The sequence below is a fragment of the Streptomyces sp. NPDC046122 genome, from assembly GCF_056429965.1.
In genome coordinates this window covers 1-19,745 of the sequence record NZ_JBWKLQ010000021.1, presented here as the reverse complement: position 1 = coordinate 19,745, position 19,745 = coordinate 1, and the positions used below count along the sequence as shown (strand labels likewise).

At 69.8% G+C, this 19,745-nt stretch carries 20 protein-coding genes and 3 pseudogenes; 12 read left to right on the top strand and 11 right to left on the bottom strand.

Annotation, left to right across the window (positions count from 1 at the left end; all coding sequences use genetic code 11):
* Nucleotides 1-179 precede the first annotated feature (179 nt).
* The gene (locus tag AC07FK_RS31940; protein WP_479108420.1) at nucleotides 180-1,460 is read left to right on the top strand and encodes a low temperature requirement protein A; all 1,281 of its coding nucleotides are present in this window, start codon (nucleotides 180-182) and stop codon (nucleotides 1,458-1,460) included.
* Between the two features lie 552 nt (nucleotides 1,461-2,012).
* Here the strand turns inward: AC07FK_RS31940 and AC07FK_RS31935 are convergent.
* Nucleotides 2,013-3,353: a replication-relaxation family protein gene (locus AC07FK_RS31935; RefSeq protein WP_479108448.1), complete on the bottom strand. Its 1,341-nt coding sequence runs from the start codon at nucleotides 3,351-3,353 to the stop codon at nucleotides 2,013-2,015.
* Nucleotides 3,354-3,853: 500 nt separating this feature from the next.
* Here AC07FK_RS31935 and AC07FK_RS31930 point away from each other — a divergent pair, with 500 nt between their 5' ends.
* The 4 genes from AC07FK_RS31930 (at nucleotide 3,854) to AC07FK_RS31915 (ending at nucleotide 6,025) form a co-directional block, all read left to right on the top strand.
* Nucleotides 3,854-4,189: an ArsR/SmtB family transcription factor gene (locus tag AC07FK_RS31930; protein ID WP_360791921.1), complete on the top strand. Its 336-nt coding sequence runs from the start codon at nucleotides 3,854-3,856 to the stop codon at nucleotides 4,187-4,189.
* Nucleotides 4,189-4,911, top strand: coding sequence for a cation efflux transmembrane domain-containing protein (locus tag AC07FK_RS31925; RefSeq protein ID WP_479108419.1), 723 nt, complete (start codon nucleotides 4,189-4,191; stop codon nucleotides 4,909-4,911). Before AC07FK_RS31930 ends, AC07FK_RS31925 begins: the two co-directional genes overlap by 1 nt.
* A 158-nt stretch (nucleotides 4,912-5,069) precedes the next feature.
* Nucleotides 5,070-5,735 (top strand): class I SAM-dependent methyltransferase, encoded by a 666-nt coding sequence (locus AC07FK_RS31920; protein WP_479108418.1) that lies wholly within the window; start codon nucleotides 5,070-5,072, stop codon nucleotides 5,733-5,735.
* Nucleotides 5,732-6,025 carry a sulfurtransferase TusA family protein gene (locus AC07FK_RS31915; RefSeq protein ID WP_479108417.1) on the top strand — a complete coding sequence of 98 codons (294 nt, stop codon included), beginning with the start codon at nucleotides 5,732-5,734 and terminating at the stop codon, nucleotides 6,023-6,025. The genes AC07FK_RS31920 and AC07FK_RS31915 overlap by 4 nt, the downstream gene beginning before the upstream one ends.
* A gap of 436 nt (nucleotides 6,026-6,461) precedes the next feature.
* Here the strand turns inward: AC07FK_RS31915 and AC07FK_RS31910 are convergent, their stop codons facing one another.
* The gene (locus AC07FK_RS31910; RefSeq protein ID WP_479108416.1) at nucleotides 6,462-6,794 is read right to left on the bottom strand and encodes a hypothetical protein; all 333 of its coding nucleotides are present in this window, start codon (nucleotides 6,792-6,794) and stop codon (nucleotides 6,462-6,464) included.
* A gap of 1,478 nt (nucleotides 6,795-8,272) precedes the next feature.
* A complete protein-coding gene (locus tag AC07FK_RS31905) occupies nucleotides 8,273-9,241 on the bottom strand; it encodes a helix-turn-helix transcriptional regulator (protein ID WP_479108415.1) in 969 nt (322 codons plus the stop codon).
* A gap of 131 nt (nucleotides 9,242-9,372) precedes the next feature.
* Here AC07FK_RS31905 and AC07FK_RS31900 point away from each other — a divergent pair, with 131 nt between their 5' ends.
* From AC07FK_RS31900 to AC07FK_RS31880, 5 genes and pseudogenes are all read left to right on the top strand, one after another.
* Nucleotides 9,373-10,320, top strand: a complete 948-nt coding sequence (locus AC07FK_RS31900) for a Gfo/Idh/MocA family protein (RefSeq protein WP_479108414.1) — start codon at nucleotides 9,373-9,375, stop codon at nucleotides 10,318-10,320.
* A 75-nt stretch (nucleotides 10,321-10,395) separates the two neighbouring features.
* Nucleotides 10,396-10,776, top strand: a pseudogene (locus AC07FK_RS31895) (helicase associated domain-containing protein); the annotation flags it as partial.
* A 246-nt stretch (nucleotides 10,777-11,022) separates the two neighbouring features.
* On the top strand, nucleotides 11,023-11,772 hold the full coding sequence (locus AC07FK_RS31890; RefSeq protein WP_479108413.1) for an SRPBCC family protein: 750 nt from the start codon (nucleotides 11,023-11,025) through the stop codon (nucleotides 11,770-11,772).
* Between the two features lie 160 nt (nucleotides 11,773-11,932).
* Nucleotides 11,933-12,406, top strand: a complete 474-nt coding sequence (gene gvpJ, locus AC07FK_RS31885; RefSeq protein ID WP_479108412.1) for a gas vesicle protein GvpJ — start codon at nucleotides 11,933-11,935, stop codon at nucleotides 12,404-12,406.
* Nucleotides 12,407-12,553: 147 nt separating this feature from the next.
* Nucleotides 12,554-12,991, top strand: coding sequence for a GvpL/GvpF family gas vesicle protein (locus tag AC07FK_RS31880; RefSeq protein ID WP_479108411.1), 438 nt, complete (start codon nucleotides 12,554-12,556; stop codon nucleotides 12,989-12,991).
* Between the two features lie 787 nt (nucleotides 12,992-13,778).
* Here the strand turns inward: AC07FK_RS31880 and AC07FK_RS31875 are convergent.
* The 6 genes from AC07FK_RS31875 to AC07FK_RS31850 form a co-directional block, all read right to left on the bottom strand.
* A complete protein-coding gene (locus AC07FK_RS31875) occupies nucleotides 13,779-13,952 on the bottom strand; it encodes a CsbD family protein (protein WP_479108410.1) in 174 nt (57 codons plus the stop codon).
* Nucleotides 13,953-14,174: 222 nt separating this feature from the next.
* Complete coding sequence (gene amaP, locus AC07FK_RS31870) at nucleotides 14,175-14,771, bottom strand: alkaline shock response membrane anchor protein AmaP (RefSeq protein ID WP_479108409.1); 597 nt, start codon at nucleotides 14,769-14,771, stop codon at nucleotides 14,175-14,177.
* A gap of 10 nt (nucleotides 14,772-14,781) precedes the next feature.
* Nucleotides 14,782-15,468, bottom strand: a complete 687-nt coding sequence (locus AC07FK_RS31865) for a DUF6286 domain-containing protein (protein ID WP_479108408.1) — start codon at nucleotides 15,466-15,468, stop codon at nucleotides 14,782-14,784.
* On the bottom strand, nucleotides 15,465-15,908 hold the full coding sequence (locus tag AC07FK_RS31860; RefSeq protein ID WP_479108407.1) for an Asp23/Gls24 family envelope stress response protein: 444 nt from the start codon (nucleotides 15,906-15,908) through the stop codon (nucleotides 15,465-15,467). The genes AC07FK_RS31865 and AC07FK_RS31860 overlap by 4 nt, the downstream gene beginning before the upstream one ends.
* A gap of 11 nt (nucleotides 15,909-15,919) precedes the next feature.
* A complete protein-coding gene (locus tag AC07FK_RS31855) occupies nucleotides 15,920-16,132 on the bottom strand; it encodes a hypothetical protein (protein ID WP_479108406.1) in 213 nt (70 codons plus the stop codon).
* A 43-nt stretch (nucleotides 16,133-16,175) separates the two neighbouring features.
* Nucleotides 16,176-16,607: an Asp23/Gls24 family envelope stress response protein gene (locus AC07FK_RS31850; protein ID WP_479108405.1), complete on the bottom strand. Its 432-nt coding sequence runs from the start codon at nucleotides 16,605-16,607 to the stop codon at nucleotides 16,176-16,178.
* A gap of 202 nt (nucleotides 16,608-16,809) precedes the next feature.
* Between AC07FK_RS31850 and AC07FK_RS31845 the strand changes: the two genes are divergently transcribed.
* Complete coding sequence (locus AC07FK_RS31845) at nucleotides 16,810-17,577, top strand: hypothetical protein (protein WP_479108404.1); 768 nt, start codon at nucleotides 16,810-16,812, stop codon at nucleotides 17,575-17,577.
* A gap of 127 nt (nucleotides 17,578-17,704) precedes the next feature.
* Here the strand turns inward: AC07FK_RS31845 and AC07FK_RS31840 are convergent, their stop codons facing one another.
* Nucleotides 17,705-18,112 carry a hypothetical protein gene (locus tag AC07FK_RS31840; RefSeq protein WP_479108403.1) on the bottom strand — a complete coding sequence of 136 codons (408 nt, stop codon included), beginning with the start codon at nucleotides 18,110-18,112 and terminating at the stop codon, nucleotides 17,705-17,707.
* A gap of 493 nt (nucleotides 18,113-18,605) precedes the next feature.
* Between AC07FK_RS31840 and AC07FK_RS31835 the strand changes: the two are divergent.
* A pseudogene (locus AC07FK_RS31835) lies at nucleotides 18,606-19,396 on the top strand (helix-turn-helix domain-containing protein); the annotation flags it as partial.
* A 10-nt stretch (nucleotides 19,397-19,406) separates the two neighbouring features.
* On the opposite strand, the pseudogene AC07FK_RS31830 reads toward AC07FK_RS31835, so the two are convergent.
* Nucleotides 19,407-19,590, bottom strand: a pseudogene (locus AC07FK_RS31830) (transposase); the annotation flags it as partial.
* Nucleotides 19,591-19,745 lie beyond the last annotated feature (155 nt).

Below are 19,745 nucleotides of genomic sequence, written 5' to 3'. Positions count from 1 at the left end.
GACGGGCAGGTCAGGGACCGAGCGCGAAGGTACGTCCAGGAGAGACGGCTGCCCGAATGGCCGCATCCCACGATGCCGCTGAGGCCGAGCGGGTACGGTGTTTCGCCGTTGTCGTCGGAGTGCTCTGCGTCGGCAGGGCGGCCGGGCCGGCAGGGCCGGCGTCAGAAATACTGCTGCACATGAATGATTCCCCACCCGCCGGCAGGCTCGGCAAGCTCGGTCTGTCGCGACGGCTGGTCCCCATGACCGGTCGTGACCCGGAAGAGCACGGCCGGACCGCCTCGCCGCTGGAGCTGCTGTTCGACCTCACCTTCGTGGTCGCCGTCGGCACGGCGGCGTTCCAGTTCGCCGAGATGGTCGCCGAGGGGCACGCCGGCCAGGCGGTCATCGCGTTCGTCCTGGCGATGTTCGCGATCAGCATCGCCTGGATCAGCTTCAGCTGGTTCGCCTCCGCGTTCGCCACCGACGACTGGCTCTACCGGGCCGTGACGATGCTGCAGATGATCGGCGTCGTCGTGTTCTCGCTCGGCCTGCCCGCGATGTTCCACTCCGTCGAGGAGGGCGGCCACCTCGAACTGCGTGCCATGGTCATCGGCTACGTCGTGATGCGGATCGCGATGGTGCTCCAGTGGTGGCGTGCCGCCCGCCAGTCCCCGTCGTTCCACGACGTGGGCATGGCCAACATCCGCTGGACGGTGATCGTCCAGGCCGGTTGGATCGTGGTGGCCTTCGTGCACATGCCGATCGGCGTCGTCTTCGCCGCGTTCGGCGTCCTGGGCGCCCTCGAACTCGTCCTGCCGGTCCTGACACAGGGCTCCGCGGGCGGCACCCCCTGGCACCCGCACCACGTCGCCGAACGGTACGGACTCTTCGCGATCATCGTCCTCGGCGAGGGCGTCGTCGGTACGGTCGCCTCTTCCGGAGATCTCCTGGGGGGCGGGGACGGCACACACTGGACCTGGAACGCCGTCGTCGTCGTCATCGCCGGTGTCGGTCTGACCTTCGGCATGTGGTGGATGTACTTCCTGACGCCTTTCGGCGACATCCTGGTGCACCGCCGCAGCCGCGGATACCTCTTCGGCTACGGCCACATCCCCCTGTTCATCGGCGTTGCTGGGGCCGGCGCCGGGCTGCACGTGGCGGGCCTCTACATGGAACACCACGCCAAGATCTCCGGCACCGCCGTCGTCCTCGCCCTCGCTCTCCCCGTCGGCCTCTACATGCTGATGGTCTACCTCCTGCACACCCTGCTGCTGTCCACAGCAGACCGCTTCCACATCCTTCTGGTCGCCCTCACCATCGCGGTACTGCTCGCGGCAGTCCTCCTGGCCGCCGCCGGTGTGGCCATCGCGGTGTGCCTGCTCGTGGTCATGCTCGCGCCCTTCGTCACCGTGATCGGCTACGAGACGGTCGGCCACCGTCACCAGCAGCAGATGCTGCAAGAACTGGGTGCGCAGTAGGCAGAGCGCCATCATCACCGGACACCGCAGCGGACCCATCAACGCGCCCAATATGGGTGGGACGGATCCCACCCCTCACGGATGCGTCGAGAGACCGGGCTCTCCCCGTTCCGTAGGAAGGAGTATGGAGAGAAGTTCGGCTCGCTCTGCCTCGTCCATTCGGCCTGCCAGCCGAAGGGACGAGCTCGGCGAGGACGGAAGAGCCGATGACGGTGGCGACTTGAGGTCCGGCCCGTCTCGCGGCGACTCCGCTTGCGGCGCTGGTCACGGATCTCCCCGATGACACCGGGGCCGGTGAAGTGGGCGTGCATGCCCCCGGTGATCGCACGGAGCGTCTCGTTCAGCTCGTGCATCGTCTCCGCGCCGGACAACTGCACGCGGGCCACGAGGACGGTGTCGGTGACTGCGGCGAAGGACAGCAGTCCGACCGGGCGGGCGAGCAGCCCGGCGCGGCGCGGCCCACGGGAGCGGGATGGGTGTGCTGGAGCTCGGACAGGGCGTGCCACAGGTCGCCCGGCAGATCCTGGGGTGCGGTCTCTTCTCGGCTGCGTCTCATACGGCCTGTGTAGGGCCTGCGGTGGGCGGGTGCCGTCGGATTGGCCAGCCCGTCCCGCCCGGTGGCGCGGTGACTTCGGGACCGGTCCCGCTGTGCGGCCTGGCGGCTGCCGACCGCACAGCGGGCTCGTGCGGTCGGGCCCGTCGGCGGAACCAGCCGCGGCCCCTGTCCGGCTCGGGGCCGTCCTGCGGCTCCGGCGGAGCGGCGGCCTCGAGGCTTGCGGCTTCGGCGGCGGCCTCCTGGCGGGCGACGTCGTCGGCGCGGCAGGGGCCGCACACGGACTTGTCCCCGGCCCGTACGGCGGTCCGGTGCACGGTGATCTCCTGCCAGCGTTCGTCCGTGAACTTCCGCCCGCAGCGCTTGCACACCGGGCGCTCCGCCTCCCGCTGTGCGGCGCGGCGCTGCTGGTCCGCCGCGTCGGCGCGGGCCTCCTGGTCGCGGTAGAGGGCGTGGCCGTCGAGGTTGTCGAGCGCGGCCGTCAGCGTCTGCTCCCCGGTCCGTCCCAACCGCCTCCACACCGTCGCGTCGGCGCCATGCTCCTGGAGTTGCTCCAGGGTGGTGACGACGACGGGCACCGCCTGGCGGTAGTCCCTCGCGGTGACAGCCTTCGGGTAGAGGGTGTCGTACCGGCGCGGTGCCCAGTAGAGGCGGCCGGCTTCCTCCAGTACGGCGACCGTGTTGGAGACCTTCGCCTCGGTGGTGTCCGCGAACACGAACGCCACCGGGACCAGGCCCTCCCGGCCGGTCGGCGGGTAGCCCCGCCGCCACAGCCGCTGCTCGTGGTCGACGTGCTCGATCCCGTCCGGCCGAGAGCGGACCAGATCCACGGTGTGCTTGGCCGCGTCCTTCGGGAGCAGCCGGCCCCACTCCCAGTACCGGCGCAGCTTGACGACCAGGTCGTGCGCGTCCTCGGAACGGCGGTCGATCTCCAGCAGCATCACCGGCACCCCGGCCTCCGGCGCCCGCACCACCAGGTCCGCCCGCTGCACGTACCCGTCGCCAAGCCGGTGCGGAATCTCGGTGGCGAAGCCGAGCCGGTGACCGATCCCGGCACGGTGGAGTTCGGCGGCCGTGGTGGTGACCGCTGCGGAGTCGTCGTCGTAGCCGGCGCCGAGCAGCCGGCCGGTGTCCGGGGCGTACTTCTCCTCGCGCAGCGCCGAGATGCGTATGCCCTTCGGCTCCAGCAGCTTCTTCGCCTCACGGTGTCCTCGGGTGGTGAGCACCCACACCTGCCGCTGGTCTTCCCGGACCGTCTCGATCCTCACCAGGTGGTGGTCCTCCAGGTCCAGGAGGTTGTCCCGCGTGAGCTTGTCGTGCTGGTTGTCCGGCCGGGTCAGCTTCCACAGCTGGTCGGGCGTAGCCCTCTGGAAGATCCCCAGCGCTTGCAGCAGCTCCCTCCGCCCGGGCCCTGTCGAGTTCTTCCTGTGAGTAGGACGCCTTTGGACATGAGGGTTGTCGGACCTGCGCCGACCCCCTGTCCGCCGGGACTGACCTGCAACAACGCCCGAATCGTGGCGACGGGGCGCGGAGGGGGTGATGGAGGGGGCTACGGAAGGGTCCTTCCGGGGCTGCTCAGGCTCGCTGGTGCTGCTCGCCACAGGGTGCTCCTGGTGGGTGGGGCGGGCCGATCCCGCCGTTCACCTCGTACAGGTGCGGTTTTCGGCTCTCGTGTGACGCCGATCTTGGAAAACCTCTCCGCCGTGACCGCATCGTGATCAGCCGTGTCCTGTGACAGGGAACTTGGACCGATTGCCATCGGGGTTGGACCGCTGTGCAGGCAGCAGACTCCGATAGTGCAGGCTTTGGTGAATTCAGCCTTCCATGTACTGTCGTGGGTGTGCTGACTCTCGCTGCTGACATCGAGGTGCTGGCGCGGTTCGGCCGCGCCCTCGCTGACCCGATCCGCTGCCGGATTCTCCTCGCCCTGCGTGAGGCGCCGGCCCACCCCGCCGACCTGGCCGACGCTCTGGAGATCTCCCGGACCCGGCTGTCGAACCACCTGGCGTGCCTGCGCGACTGCGGCCTTGTCGTCGCGGTGCCGGTGGGCCGGCGCACCCGCTACGAGCTCGCCGACGAACGCCTCGGTCACGCGCTGGACGACCTGCGCACCGCCGTGGTCGCCGTCGAAGCCGACAAGACGTGTGCGGACGCGGAGCAGAAGGGCTGCTGCTGATGACCGCCGAGATATCCATCGGCATAGGCCCCTCCCCGGCCCGCCGCGACGTCCTCGCCAGGCGGATCCGGCTGCTGGTCGCGGCCACCATCACCTACAACGTCATCGAAGCAGTCGTCGCGATCACCGCCGGGACGATCGCCTCCTCCACCGCGCTGATCGGCTTCGGGCTCGACTCCGTCATCGAGGTCTCCTCCGCCGCCGCGGTCGCCTGGCAGTTCTCCGCCTCCGACCACGCCACCCGAGAGGCGCGGGAGAAGCGGACGCTGCGCTTCATCGCGGTGTCGTTCTTCGCGCTCGCCGCGTTCGTCGGCATCGATGCTGTCTGCGCGTTGGCCGGCACCGGCGAGGCCGAACGCTCCATCCCCGGCATCGTCATCGCCACCCTCTCCCTCGCGGTCATGCCGTTCCTGTCCGCCGCCCAGCGCCGGGCCGGACGCGAACTCGGCTCCGCCAGCGCGGTCGCCGACTCCAAGCAAACCCTGCTGTGCACGTACCTGTCCGCCGTGCTCCTCGTCGGCCTGGTCCTCAACGCCACCCTCGGCTGGTCCTGGGCCGACCCCATCGCCGCCCTCGTCATCGCCGCCATCGCCGTCAAGGAAGGCCGCGACGCCTGGCAGGGCAAGGGCTGCTGCGCGGCCCCGGCCGCAGCGGTGCCGCCTGCCGGTGCCGAGCAGAGCGACATCTGCGGGTGCCGCCCCGGCTGCGACTGCTGCGGCTGAACCGCACCCACCGAACACAGCGGGCCCCGGCAAGCACACCGTCGGGGCCCGCTGCCGTCCAAGGGGCACGGGCACGAACCGGCATCGGATGCTCCGAGACCGGGGCCCTAAGCTGACCCGGGCATTGGCCGTGGGACGGAACAGGAAGGCGCTGCGGCGTGGCGAACACCGAAAACGACCTGGCGGGCGCGCAGCGCGAGCACTGGCAGGGCACCTATGCCGCCCACCCGGGCATGTACGGCGAGCAGCCCTCCGCGCCCGCGGTCCATGCCGCGGAGGTGTTCAGGGCCGCCAGCGCGCGGGAGGTGCTGGAGCTCGGTGCCGGCCACGGCCGAGACGCCCTCTACTTCGCTCGCGAAGGCTTCACCGTGCAGGCCACCGACTTCAGCCCCGTCGGTCTGGAGCAGCTGCGGGAGGCCGCCCGGGCCCAAGGCGTCGCGGAGCAGGTCACCACCGCCGTCCATGACGTCCGTGAGGCGCTGCCGCTTCCGGACGGCTCCGTGGACGCCGTCTTCGCGCACATGCTGCTGTGCATGGCGCTGTCCACCGACGATATCCACGCGGCGGTGGGCGAGATCCGCCGTGTCCTGCGGCCCGGCGGCGTGCTCGTCTACACCGTCCGGCACACCGGCGACGCCCACTACGGCGCGGGCACCGCGCACGGCGACGGAATCTACGAGCACGGCGGCTTCGCCGTCCACTTCTTCGACCGCGACCTGGTCGACGCCCTCGCCGACGGCTGGACCCTGAACGAGGTCCACTCCTTCGAGGAGGGCGACCTGCCCCGCCGCCTGTGGCGCGTCGCCCAGGCCCTGCCCCGATGAGCCCGAATCCGGTCCCGGCCGCGGACATCACCGTCGACGGCACCGGCCTGCTCTGCGTGACCCTCCTGCTCCGCCTGCGCGCCCGCATCGCCACCGCCGGACCCGGCACGGTCGTCCACGTCCTCGCCACCGACCCGGCCGCGCCCCTCGACTTCCCGGCCTGGTGCCACATGACCCGGCACGAATACCTCGGTCCCGTCCCCGGCGAGCGGCCGGTGTACGCGCTGAGGCTCGCCCCCGACGCCGTACCCACCCGACCCGACACGCCCTGGCACCGAGCCGGCTCCTGAACGCCGCACGAACCATTCCGGTCGGCGGTCAGCCTGTCCAACTTCAACGGCACATGATCCAACTTCACTGTCACGGGACACTCGGCAGGGGGAGAGTTCTCCCCCGTCGGCGCCGGACTCTGTCCACAGGGCCGCGAGTCGAGCATCGGTTCCGAGGCCGCCGCGATCCGCGGGGCGGCCCGTACGTGAGGAGCCGAGATACCTGACACCACGCCGCTCGCCCCGATGACCCAGCACACGGCCATCAGCGCCTTCAACTACATCCGGGCCGTCCAGGCCGACGACGTCGACCCGTCAGCGCCCTCCTCGCCCGGCAACGCCAACGCGCCTCATCGGACACGGCGTTCACGGTGGCGACAGCCCATGCTCGCGGAACAAACCCTCCAGGGCAGCGCTCGTCCGGTTCCCCCTTCTGCAGGGCGGGCCAATCCGTAAGTCAGGCTGGCCAAAGCTCCGAGACGGGGACCACTGACCAGTCCCATGCCCCGTTGGCGTCCGTGTCGGCGAGGAGCACCAGGTCCTCTTCGCTCACGCGGGCCCGCCCGCGGGCCACGGCGAGTTTCGCCAGGTAGGCAAGGTGGAAGTCCTCGGGGAGATCTCTGCCGCCTTGGGTGGCCCGGTGAACCAGAACCACGGTGTCGTCCGAGCCGACGCGGGCCGCGACAAGCTCCTCGGCGGACGTGCTGAGGTAGGTGATGGCGTCGGAACGGATCAGACGGCTCTTCTCCGGCTCGTCATGACTTGGACTCAGCACCCAGACGTCGGCCATGGTCCCCTCCCGGAACGGTCAGCGGTGATCATTCAGGACCATCTTTACTCACCCGCCCAGGAATCGTCTGTCATAGGGCGGCTGTGTGAGTCGTCTTCGCTGGCCAGTGCCAGGGCTGCTTGCCCAGGTCGGTTCCCGCGGAACCCCTCGCACATAGCCCCGTTCGCTGCCCCCCCGCTGGGCCCAGAAACAGCAGCGCGGCTGGCTACTCCTCCACCCCCACCAACAACACCTCCTGGCCAGCATCGGGCATCGTCAGCATCCGAAACCTCTAGCTACGCCCGGCGGCACTCGACACAGGAGTGCCCCAGCAGCCAACTGCCGTTGCCCCGCCCCAGACGGCAGACGGCAGACGGCAGACGGCAGACGGCAGACGGCGCATCCAAGCGCCGCCGCATACCAACGATCACTGAACCTGCACCTTGCGCAGCCCATGACACGACCTGATCAACCAACCAGTTGACTGACAAATCCGCAGGTCAGATCCCCGCCCCCAGCCCAGCACCCAAATCACCGCACCTACTGACACCCCACGATCACCCGGCCACAGACCCACCGCAAACTGATCAACGCAGGCCAAACCACCAACGACTGATCAGAAAAACCACTCCTGGACATCGCCGCACTCGCGAAGCTGGGCATGGACTGGGCAGGGTCGGTGAGGATCCCCCAGGCCGCCCCGGACAGCGTCTGACCGCTTCCTGCGCCGTGACCGGCCCCCGGGCCTCTTGAGGTTCGGGGGCCGGTGCTGTGGCCGCGCGCCAGCCTTCCGGAGGGCGCGCTGTCAGGAGGGTGGTTGGGCAGGTGATCGGAGCTTCACCAGTTCCCAAAGGGTCTCTCAGTGAAGTAGTCGGCGTCGTCGACTCCCCTTGACCTCATGGTCTGGCGTGCGCCGTTGTCCAGCCGCCGCACGGCCGTGAAGCGCCCTGTGAAGCGCCCCCCAGGACGCCTTGGCGAACGCCCTGCTGAACGTCCTGAAAGGCGCCCTGCCAGGCGCCCTGCCAGGCGCCCCAGCATGAGCATCGGCTCTGTCGCGCAAGAGGGGGCCAGCCCGGCGAAACCCGCCCCGTAGGCTCGCTTCATGCGAGGAGTCCAGAGCTTCCACAACTTGTCCTTCGCCGCCCTGTACATCGAGGCGCGGTACCGCTCCCGGGGTGAGGCCCCGGACAAGTGCCTCGGGCCGGCCACCGGCTTTCTCATGGGGGTCCCCCGGGGACTACTGGCTCGTCACCGCTCGCCATGTAGGGAACGGACGCCGCTCCGATACCGGGAAGACCATAAGCCCGGACGGACTGTGCCCCGACTACATCGAAACGGCGCGGCTCCGACCTCGCGCACGTCGTACCCAGTGGGCGGGTGTTCGGGACGTTCATGCCGCGCGCCCCGATAAAGCGTCGCTGCCCCGGATCTACTGATCAGTCCAGCTCGCGCGATCGAGACCACCGCGCACTCGCCCTGGAGCACTGAGAGGTCGGCCGTCAATCGTTCAGGGCATCTGCGGTACGGCGGGTGGTGCGGCGGAGGTAGTGGGTGACGGCGGGGTCCGCGTCGAGGGTGTATTCGGCATCGAGGGCGGTGAGGGTCTGGGCGATGCGGGTGAGGGAGTCGCTGGAGGTGTCCAGGGCACAGGTGGTGCCGGTGACGGCGCGGACGCGGTCGGCGAGTGCTCCGGTGCGGGCCCGTACGGTCTCGGCGGGGGCCTGGACGGTGGCGACGGCCCGGTAGCGCGCCGGGGCTCCGGCGATTTTCGAGGCGAGGTAAGCGGCGGGGTCGGGGCCCGGTGCGGGGAGTTCCCGGGCGGGGACGCGGCGGCCGGTGGGGGCGGGGTCGGTGATGCGGTCGAGGCGGTAGATGCGCCAGGCGTCCTGGTGGGTGTCGTGAGCGATGAGGTACCAGAGGCTGCCGTAGGCGACCAGGCGGTGCGGCTCGACGCGGCGGGAGGCGTGGGCGTGGTGCCGGGTGGTGTAGTCGAAGGTGATGATCTCGTGGTCGCGGCAGGCGGCGGCCAGGGTGGTGAGGACGGCGGGGGCGGCCCGGGGTGAGGGGGTGTACCAGGCGAGGGTGGTGGTGGCGTCCTGGAGGGCGGCGGCCTGGATGCGGAGGCGGGCGGGAAGGACCTGTTCGAGTTTGGCCAGCGCGCGCAGGGCGGCCTCCTCGAAGCCGGTGACATGTCCGGCCGCGGTACGCAGGGCGACCGTGAGCGCGACGGCTTCGTCGTCGTCGAGCAGGAGCGGGGGCATGTCGGCGCCGGAGGCGAGGCGGTAGCCGCCGGCGTGGCCGCTGACGCTGTCGACCGGGTAGCCCAGTTCGCGCAGGCGGTCCATGTCGCGGCGGACGGTGCGCACGGTGACGCCGAGGCGGTCGGAGAGTTCGGCGCCCGACCATTCGCGGCGGGTCTGGAGCAGGGTGAGCAGCCGCAGCATCCGGGCGGGCATGTCGGTCGTCATGGCCCCAGTGTGCCGTTCTTGGAGGACACCTGATGTCCTCGAAGAAACCTAGCGTGGAGTCATGCCCGATGGTCGGCCACGGCCACTGCCGGCCCCAGGAGAAGATCACCCCCGCTCCAGGAGACACTCTTATGAAGATCGCACTGCTCGGTACCGGATTCGGTATCGCTCACGCCGGCGTCTACGCCTCCCGCCCCGACGTCGAGGTCGTCGTCTTCGGACGGACCCCGCAGAAGCTGGAGGGCTTCGCGGACAAGTTCGGCTTCGCCACCACGACCGACCTCGACTCCGTCTACGACGACCCGGCCGTCGACCTGGTCGACATCTGCCTGCCCACGCACCTGCACACCGAGCACATCCTGCGCGCCCTCGACGCGGGCAAGCACATGCTGTGCGAGCTGCCCCTCGCCCCCAGCGTCGAGGAGGCCGAGCGGATCTGCGCCGCGGCCGAGGCGAGCGGGAAGCGGGTGTTCGTCGACCTGTTCATGCGCCTGCACCCCGCCGTGCGCCACCTGCACGAGACGATCGCCGACGGTTCGCTGGGACAGCTGAAGTCGCTGCGCTCCTACCGCAAGGCGGGCCCGATCTGGGGGCCGGTGCCACTGGGCGTGGACAAGCTGGCGCTGGAGGTCATGCTCTCCGACCTCGACTACGTCGTCGCCGCCCTGGGCCTGCCCCGCACCTTCCACACCCGCGCCGTGGCCGCGGACGCGCAGCGGGCCGGGGCGGAAACGATCCTCGCCTACGACGACGCGGTGGTCGAATTCACCGCCTCCACCATGGTCCCGGCCGCCTACGGCGTCACCCACGGCTTCGAGGCGACCTTCACCAACGGCGTCCTGGAACTGCACGAACGCCCCTTCGAGCAGACCGGGCCGCAGATGCGGCTGACCGAGTACACGGCCGCCGGCCGCCGCGAGATCGAGCTCACCCCCACCGACAACTACAGCGCCGCGATCAACCACGTCCTGAACTGCCTCACCACGGGCGCCCCGGACACACTGCTCACCCCCCGTGCGGCGACCGACAGCCTGCGCCTGGCCCTCGACATCCACCAGGCCCTCACCACCGCCCCCTGACCCTCGCGGCCCCGGCCGGCCCACCGTATGCGCCCGGCCGGACAGCCTGCCGCACCGCCTCGGATGCAGGACCTGGGGGTGCTGTTCGAGGGCGACGACCTGGGCAAATGGCTGGAGCGGCAGAAGAACCCGGGTACCTGGGCGCAGCTTCTCCCCGAGCAGCAGGAACGGCTGTCCAAGCTCGGCGTACAGCCCGACCAGACCCCGTCTCCCGCCCCGGCAGCCGCTCGTGCGACGAAGGGGGCCCGAGCAAGGAGCAGGCGGCGTTCCAGCGGGGCCTGGCGGCCCTCACGCAGTGGGTGGAGCGGGCAGGTGCGGACCGGCCCGTGCCGAGGGGTCACAGCGAACAGATCACAGTCAACGGCGAGACGGAGCCAGTGGACCAAATCGAGGCGCGACAGGCTCACGGAGGAGCAGCTGGAGGCGCTGCGGAAGCTGGGTATCGCCTGGGCGTGACGCCGGAAAGCGAGACCCCGGGGCCGCGACGGTCCCGGGGCCTCGTGCGTGGGGGCCGCTGCAACGCGGTGGTGCAACAGCGGCTCCGAGTGGCCATTCGGGATCTGTCACCGCAGGCCAGGCGTGCAACACGGTTCGATATTGCAATAACGGTGGCGCCGTCGCCCATCGACCACAACGGACACGGGCGGCGAGACCCGGACGAAGAGCGTCGTCATCATCGAGGACATCAACGTCGGCGTTCCCGTGCGCCAGGCCTACGACCAGGGGACCCAGTTCCAGCACTTCAGCCGCTTCGCCAAGGGCGCGGTCAATGTGGAACGGGCCGACGACACCACCTCCAACTGGCAGGTGAAGGTCGCCAAGTCCAACCGCAGCTGGAAGGCGAAGATCACCGAACAGGTGCCGGACGAACGCATCGCCTGGTCTTCCGAAGGAGCCAAGGGCACGACCAAGGGCGCCGTCACCTTCCACTCGCTCGACGACAACCTCACCAAGGTGCTCGTCGTGGTCGAGTACTTCCCGAAGGGGCTGTTCGAGAAGACCGGCAACATCTGGCGCGCCCAGGGCCGCCGTCTGCGCCTCGACCTGAAGCTGTTCCGCAAGTTCGTCACCATGCAGGACGAGCCGGCCGAGGGCTGGCGCGGCGAGATCCGCGACGGCGAGGTGGTGCGTGAGCACGACGAGGCCGTCGAGGAGGAAGAGAAGGAGAAGCGCCGCGCGGAGGACGAGGACGGCGACGGGGAGGACCACCGCGACGAGGAGGACGAGGGGGACGCCCGCGACAAGGACGACGACTACGAGGGCGACGAAGAAGGCCAGGACGGCCACTGGGACGAAGCCGAGGACGAGGAGGACGAGGACGAGTCCGCGAGGGCCGGCAGGGCGCGGGACGAGGACTCCGGCGAAGAGCCCTACGACGAGGAGCCGCTCGACGAGGAGGAAGGGCCGTCCGACGAGGAACGTCCGCGCCGCCGCACCGCCGGCCGGCGCTGAGCAACGCCGGATCGAGGTCGAACGGCCGTGACCGAACCAGCCCCCAGCAACCTCGGCTCCTTCCCGTCGAGGGCGACCCCCCGCGCCCCCTCCGCCGTACGGCCAGGGCACGTCGGCCAACCTGGCCGACATCCTGGAGCGCGTACTGGACAAGGGCATCGTGATCGCCGGCGACATCCAGATCAACCTCCTCGACATCGAGCTGCTCACCGTCAAGCTGCGCCTGCTCGTGGTCTCGGTCGACAAGGCCAAGGAGATGGGCATCGACTGGTGGGAACACGACCCGTCCCTGTCCTCCCGCGCCGAGGGCGGCGCCCGCGATCTGGCCGAGGAGAACCGGCTGCTGCGCGAGGAGATCGCCGCCCTGCGCGACGCCCGGGCACTTCCGCCGTCCGACCGGCGGCCCGCCGGGCGGGCGGTCGAGCGGCGGCCCGCCGAGCGGGCGTCGGAAGGCGCGCCGGAACGGAGGCCCCGGCGGATGGCGGAGGGTGCGCCGGAGCGGACGCCCGAGAGCGCGCCGGAGCGGAGACCGGAGGACGCGCCGGAGCGGACGCCCGAGCGGCCCCGGCGCAGGGCGGCTCCGTCCAAGGCCGCTCGCCCCGGTGAGAAGCGGCCGCCGAGGACCGACCGGTGACCGGCTCCACGCTGCTCACCGGGCCCACCGCGCCCTCGGCGACCTCCGAGACCGTGACCTACGTGTACGGCGTGGCGGCCCGCGCGACGGGCTGCTGCAAGGCGGTGGCATCCCTGCGGGGCGTCACCAGCCGCACCGGTGCGGCTGGTGACGGGAGAAGGGGAGGCGGAGGGCCCGGCAGCTATCGCCAGTGACGTTCCGGCCGGCGACTTCGAGGCGGCGCCCCTCGCGGCCCATTTCGAGGACCTCACCTGGCTGGAGGCTGTGGCTCGGGCCCACCACGGCGTCATCGACGCCGTTGCGGCCGGCGGCACCGTCCTGCCGCTGCGGCTGGCGACCATCTACCGCGACGACGACCGCGTCCGCGCCATGATCACGGCCGACCGCACCGCGTTCGAGCGCCGCCTCGCCCGCCTGGCCGACAGCGTGAAATGGGGAGTCAAGGTGTACTTCGCACCGCCGCCGGAGTCGGCCGCCGCCACGCCCCCACCCCCGGGGCGGACCTCAGCCCGGTCGACGCGTCCTGGTGCCCGCGGTGGCCAGTCGCCTGGCAACGCGCCTTCCACCTCACCCGCCCCACCTTGAGGCCGGCCACCCGCTGCCCACTGAGCCCGGACAGGTCAGCGTCCAGGGCGAGGATCTCGGCAAGTAGGTACGCACACAATCACTCCCGTGCGAGCAGCTGAGCACCGTGCAGCAGTGGATGTGCGAGCAAGTCCTCGCCCGCACCGAGGACAGCAAACCGAAACCGAGGATTACTCAAGCTGAGTGGGCCGCGCACCTCGCCGCTGCCCGGCAGTTCTACGAGCGCGAACACCACCTGCGCGTACCCCGCCAACACCTTGAGATCGTGGACGGCATCGAGTACAAGACCGGCGGCTGGGTCACCAAGCTGGCACCCGAGCGGATCGCGGAACTGTCAGCGATCGATATGCGCGGGCATAAGGGGGCTACTGTCACTTGGCCTGTCGGGTCCGCGTTACCCATCCATTCAAGCGCTTCTAGTGAGGGGCCAGCGGCGGAATGCCGGATCGGGGAGTCGGCATGGGCGAGCGTGACGGGCCGCGGGCAGGGCCCTGCGCGGCGGTGGCGGCTACCGCCCCAGAGCCATGCCCTTGCAGCCCGGGGCCCCAATCGGCCAAAGCTCCTCAGTTCGGCGCGCGCCTTTGCAGCTGCTCCACGGTGCCCGTGTCACGTGGTTGACCAGCGTGTGTGGGCCAGGCGTGGCCCGGGTTGCGCGCGGTTGGCCCGCCCGTCGCCGCAACATCTCGATGCGGCCGCCCTGGCGCCGTGAGCTGAGGGTAAAGCGCGTTCGTGCTGAGCGGCGCCGACGGTCGGCCCGGGTGCGCCAGTCGACCGTCGGCGTCGGAGGTCAGTGCTTGAGAGCGTCCTTGCCCTTTTCCACTGCCTGCTTCGCGTCGCCCTTGGCCTGCTTTCCCCTTCCCTTCGTTTCGAGGGATTCGTTGCCTACCGCCCTGCCGGTCGCTTCCTTTGCCTTACCCCGGGCGGTCTCGGCCGTGTGCTTGACTTTCTTGCCTGCGCCCATGTGCGTCACCTTCTGGGCAGGTGTCCCGCGTCGACGAGTCCGCCGACACGGGAAGTGGCTTATTGGCCCAGTATCCCACCATTAGGGTTAAATACGACGAAGTCTCTGACGTCAAGCTTCTGCGGGGCTGGGCCAGCGGCGTCCCCACAAGGCCATGCTCGGCATCGCCCAACTTCTCAACCTCGCCCTCGCTGGAAAACTCACATCGCATATGGGCAACCTTTAGGCGACGCGGTGGGCGCGGTGGCGGACTTCCCGGAGTCGGACCTTCGACGGGAGGCGGCCCAGGCCTGCGGAATCCCGGGCGTGCGCGAGCGTTTCCCGGCTCAACTGCCCCAGAGTCTCCGCCGGTTCCGCGTGAGGCTCCAGCAACAGCCGCACTCGTGCGGCCGGAGCAGTACGCCCGCCCGTCAACCGGACATGAGCCTGCGAGACTCCGTCCAGGGCTTGCGATTCTGACTCGATCGCGTCCTCCAGCGCCCGGCCGTTGAGTCGGGCTGCCGCGCCGTCTTTGCTGTCGACCAGGACCTGGGCCAGCCGGTGCCTGCGGAGTTGCGCGAGGAGCCACCACAGCAGCAGCGCCAACAATACGGCGAGCACCCCGATGACGACCGGCCACCACCAGTTCTCGTCCCGCCATCGGCTACGTCCCTCGGTGCCCAGTACCACATCGTCCGGCCCACGGAAGGGCCACCAGCCCGGCACGTCGAAACCCCAGCGGCGCTGCAGATCCAGCCCGCCCAGCAGCACGCCGCCCCCCAGGGCGAACAGTCCAAGGCCGACCAATCCCAGCAGCACTCGGTTCACTGTCTTGAGCACCGGGATCACCTCAGCCCTTCTTCGGGCGCTGGACGCGCACCGCCACTTTGGGCTGCCGGGCGAGACCCAAGGTCGTCACGGCTTCGCCCAGCGCCGTCTCCAGTTCCGCGCGGACCTCGTCGAGATCGCGGAAATGCGCCTGCACCCGGCCTTTGACCTTCCGGCGGCCGACATCGACTCGCGCCGACTGGACACCGGGCACGCGCATGGCCCGGTCGCGCAGAATCAGGGCAGCTGCACGGCGGTCGAGCCCGGCGCGGACCTCCCCTGTCCCGGAGACACCGGTGGGCGGCCGCATCGGTAGCAGCCCACGCCTTCCCGGCGTCACCGCGAGCAGGAAAAGCCACACGCCGAGGGCCATCGCCACTGCGGCCCCGGCGATCATCCAGATGTCATCCAGCGGCCGTGTTGCCAGCTCGTCGGCGAGCCGCCGTCGCCAGTGCATCGCGGACCGGCCTGCCCGCACCGAGACCACGTCGTACAGGAGCAATCCGATGGCCGCGGCGGACAGCAGGGCCACCACGGCTGCGGAAATCCGCCGCGCAGACCAGAAACGGCGCGCCGACCGGCCCGATTCATGCAGCTCTGCCTTCGTCGAGCCCTTGCCCAGGGAGTCACCGACGGGCGAAGCTGCCCGTCCCGGACCGGAGGATGGATTGCTGTCGCTGGTCGGCTGCCGCCGGGTGTTCGCGCTCATCTCACCCTCTCCTGATCTGTGTGCCGCGAGTGCCCCGAATGAAGCCTCTCGACCGACACTGTGAGGTCGGAGACGTCCATGCCGGCCCAGGCTCTGAGCCGTTCGGTGATTTCTCGGTGCAGCGCGGCGCACTGCGCCCCGATGTCGGACGGATAGCCGAGTTCGACGATGATGCGCAGCCGTGCCTCGCCGAGCACCGCCTGCCGTCCGGTGGCAGACTCGTCGGCTCGTCCTGCGGTATTCCGCTCCGGTGCCCACCGCACGGCTGCGGTCACGTGCGGCGTCCGGCGGCCGGGTGGCACGTGGCTGGACTCGGTGAACTGGCTCAGCGCCTCGCGGGCCACCTGGGAGGCGATCTTCGCAACGACCCGGTCGGTGACGGTGGTCGCACCGCGCTCCCAGCGGGGTACGCCCGGACGCCCTTCGGCTTCACCGGCCACTGCCGCCAGTCTCATCGTGCCCGTCGCCGGTCGTCGCGGATCCGCTCCTGCCGGTCTCGGCGGCGGACGAAGTCACCCGGTTCGAGATCACCCTCCACAACCCGCCCGACCACGAGCCCGACAACGCCCAGCCCCAGCACCAGCAGGAAAGCCCACAAGCCACCGAAATACGCGGCGAAACCCAGCGCCATTCCGGCAATCAAGCCCACCATGGCCCTGCTCATCACGCGCTCCTTCACTCAAGCAGCGGCTCCGTCCCCGTCCCGGCTACTGGATCCGCTGCCGCTCTTCCCCTTCGTCCTGCTCGTCGGGCAGCTTCACATCACTGACCATGATGTTGACTTCCACGACTTCCCGACCCGCCATCCGCTCCACTGCGGAGATCACGTTCTCCCGCACCGCACCGGCCACATCCGTGATCGAAACGCCGTAGTCGACGACGATCTCCAAATCGATGGCCGCCTGCACCTCTCCCACCTCGACACTGACCCCCCGCGTGACGGACGGGCCGCTCCCGGCGCCCGGCATCCGCTCCCGCATGGAGCCCATCGAGCGCGCGAAGCCACTGCCCAGGGCATAGACGCCGCGCACGTCCCCCGCCGCCATTCCGGCGATCTTCTCCACCACCACATCGGCGATGGTCGTCCGGCCACGAGAACCGGGCGCACCGCCATACTTTGCGCCGGCGTTCTCGGTCATCAGGACATTCCTCCTTTGAGGCACACATCTCGCACTCTGTATTCATTTTATACTCGCTTTAGCGCCTTTTGTTCGCTGTGGATCATGGAGACAGGTGGTCAACTAGGTGACGCGAATGCCCCTGCCCGGAGCCCTCGCGGACACTCCGGGCACAGTTGCGCCAGAGTGAAGCGCGGGCATGGAAAAAAGAGGGTGAGAGGTGATGAAAACCGAGGCGTGGACGCAGGCAGTACGGCACCAGCTGCACCTGGGCCGGCTGCTCCCGCTCGGCGGTCCCGACGACGGCACATGGATCACCGAACAAGCCGCCGTCCGGGTCCTCGGGCTCGCGGCAGCTGAGATTCATGGTGTCCGGCTGGAATCTCTGCGCATCGGACCGGCACCGCTCGAGCCCGTGTCCGAGCCAGCCGTCCGTCCGCCGGCCAGCGCGCTACCGCCGGGCCCGCTCAGAATCGAGGCCGCCTTCACAGCATCCCCCGGGCAGCCGCTGGATGAGACCGCCGAACAGTTGAGGAACGCACTGCTCAACGCGGCCGCTGAACGGCTCGGCCTGGCCGCCGTGAGTGCTGACCTGCGCGTCACGGATCTCCATGAGGGCCCGGAGACAGGCGTGACGTCGCGGACCGCGGCGAGGGCCATGATGCCCGCGCCGGAAGCTGGAGTCACGCGAAGCTCGCCCCCAGCGCCCGGAACCGGCTCCATGCGGGGGCCTGTCGGGGAGCTGGCGGACGTCGCGACGAGTGTTCCGGGGGTCGCCCGCCTCACCGCCGTGCTGGGAAGCCGCCCGGTCAAGGTGGAGCAACATGACGATCCGCCCGGCCGCCACATCCAGATCCAGCTCGCAGTCGCCCCCGGACACCACCCTCTGGAAGTCGCCCGCGCCGTCCGGGACGCCGTAGGCGACGCAGCCACCACCGACAGCTCGGGGCCGGTCACCACCGCCGTCCTCATCACAGAAACCGCGGCCTAGCCAGGCGCCAACGGCAGCTCACGCGTTGGGCCCCGGTCCCGCTCATCTGGCCTCACCCTCAGCGCAGGCCACACCGCGGCCACCGCCTGGCCCGAACGCGCAGACACCCGCCTCGGCCTCGCCATCTTCACTGTCGGCGCCTCAGCACTCTCCGGATCAGCATGAAGGCCGCAATGGCGATCACGGCAATCCCCATGAGGATCACGATTGCCCCGACGACGACCAGGACCGTCCCAAGCAGGATCAAGATTGCCCCGATGACAAGAAGAAACATCGCAAGGACGGTCACGGTCGCCTCCTTTCCCCCTCCCGACTCTGACTCCTTCCCGCCCCCTATCGCAAACATTTCCGGCGGTCGCGCGGGGAAATCGGCCAGCCCGGCCGACCCACCGCGACGGCCTGCGACGCCGGCAACCTCACCGCCGAAGACCGCGTCGGCGCTCCGCGTACCGAGCTCGACGGTGCAGGCCTCACCTCCATGACACCCACCCTCAAGCTGGCCCTCACCTTCCACCAGACCGTCCTGCACGACCATGACGCACGGACCGCCACGATCTCCCGCCTACGCGAACTGGCCCAGGGCGGGGACTTCGCGTTACTACGTCGACACCGCGCACTTCATGGCCGACCTCCCGCTACCTGCCAAGCACGCGGCGCCACAATCGGCTGGTCGACGAACAGGCCACCCGGCGCGGTAGCACCAGCTCGTCACCACCCGGCGCGATATTCTGCGCACCAGGCCGTAGGCATCGGGGCTTCCGCGTGCGTCTGACCGAAGCGTTCGGCCGCTGACCAGCCGTCGCGGTACGCGCTGCGTCAAAGCCTGCACCGCAGCCCTGCCTGTACCAACCCCACCGATCCGGACGAGCCCGCAGCGCCGAGGCCACATCGGCGGGGCGCCGAGCCGCAGAGATCAGCCCGGCTGGGCGAGCGCAGTGGAAGGCCAAGCCCAGTCCTGCCCTGCGATGCGTACGCGAAGCCACCTCGATGTTGACGACGTACGACGTGGAGCCGGAGGTAGCACGCGCGTGGCGGCGAACTTCAATCCCACCGTCGGAAGACGCCGCCTGGGGGCGGAGCTTCGTCGGCTCCGCCAGGCCAAGGGGCTCAAGGCCACCGAAGCGGCCGAACGGCTCATGGTCTCCCAGCCCAAGATCAGCCACATCGAGATCGGGCGCCGCTCCGTCAGCCCCCGCGATGTACGCGACCTGTGCGTGCTCTACGAAGTGACGAACCAGCAGGTCATCGACTCCCTGATGGAAATGGCCCGCAAATCCGGGCAGCAGGGCTGGTGGCACGCCTACGGCGACATCCCCCACAGCATCTACATCGGCGTGGAGACGGACGCCGCATCCATCCACTCCTACGAGCCCATGGTGATCCCCAGCCTGCTGCAGACCCCCGCCTACGCCGACGCGGTCATCGGGGAAACAATCCCCCTTCTCACCGCCGAGCAGGCCACCTTCGGGTACGGCTTCGCCGCCAGCACCGGATCTACGACCCGGCCCGCCCCCTGCGGCTGTGGGTCGTCCTGGACGAATCGGCCCTACGCAGCGCCGTCGGCAGCCGCAACATCATGCGCGAACAACTCGAACACCTCCACGTCCTCAGCACCGAACCGCACATCACCGTGCAGTTCCTCCCCCACCACATGGGAGCCCACCCCGGCCTCTCGGGACAGTTCTCCATCCTGGACTTCGCCGACAGCCCCCAGGCAGGGGTAGTCCACCTGGAACGGTTCACCCACGACCTCTACCTGGAAAAACCACCCGACCTACAGCTCTACAGCGTGCTGTACGACCACCTCCAGGCCCAAGCCTCGGGGTCAGGCGGCCCTCGAAGGCAATCTGGAACGCGTTGGGGGGCCTTCCAGCGCATGGTCCACCGCTTGCAGCCTTTCATCGTCGGGTCCAGGCTCATCAGCGCCATGTATATGCACTTCAACGCGGCGGCCTCGTTGGGGAAGTGTCCGCGGGCGCGGACAGCCCTGCGGATGCGGGCGTTGAGGGTCTGTCCAGTAAACGGTGTAACCGTGGTTGGCTCGTGGGTCAGATTCGGTTGTTGGTGAGGCGACCGTCGAAGGCGATGTCGAAGGCCTGGAGGGCTCGCTTCCAGCGGGTGGTCCAGCGTTTGCGGCCGGCGCCGGTCGGGTCGAGGGACATCACCGC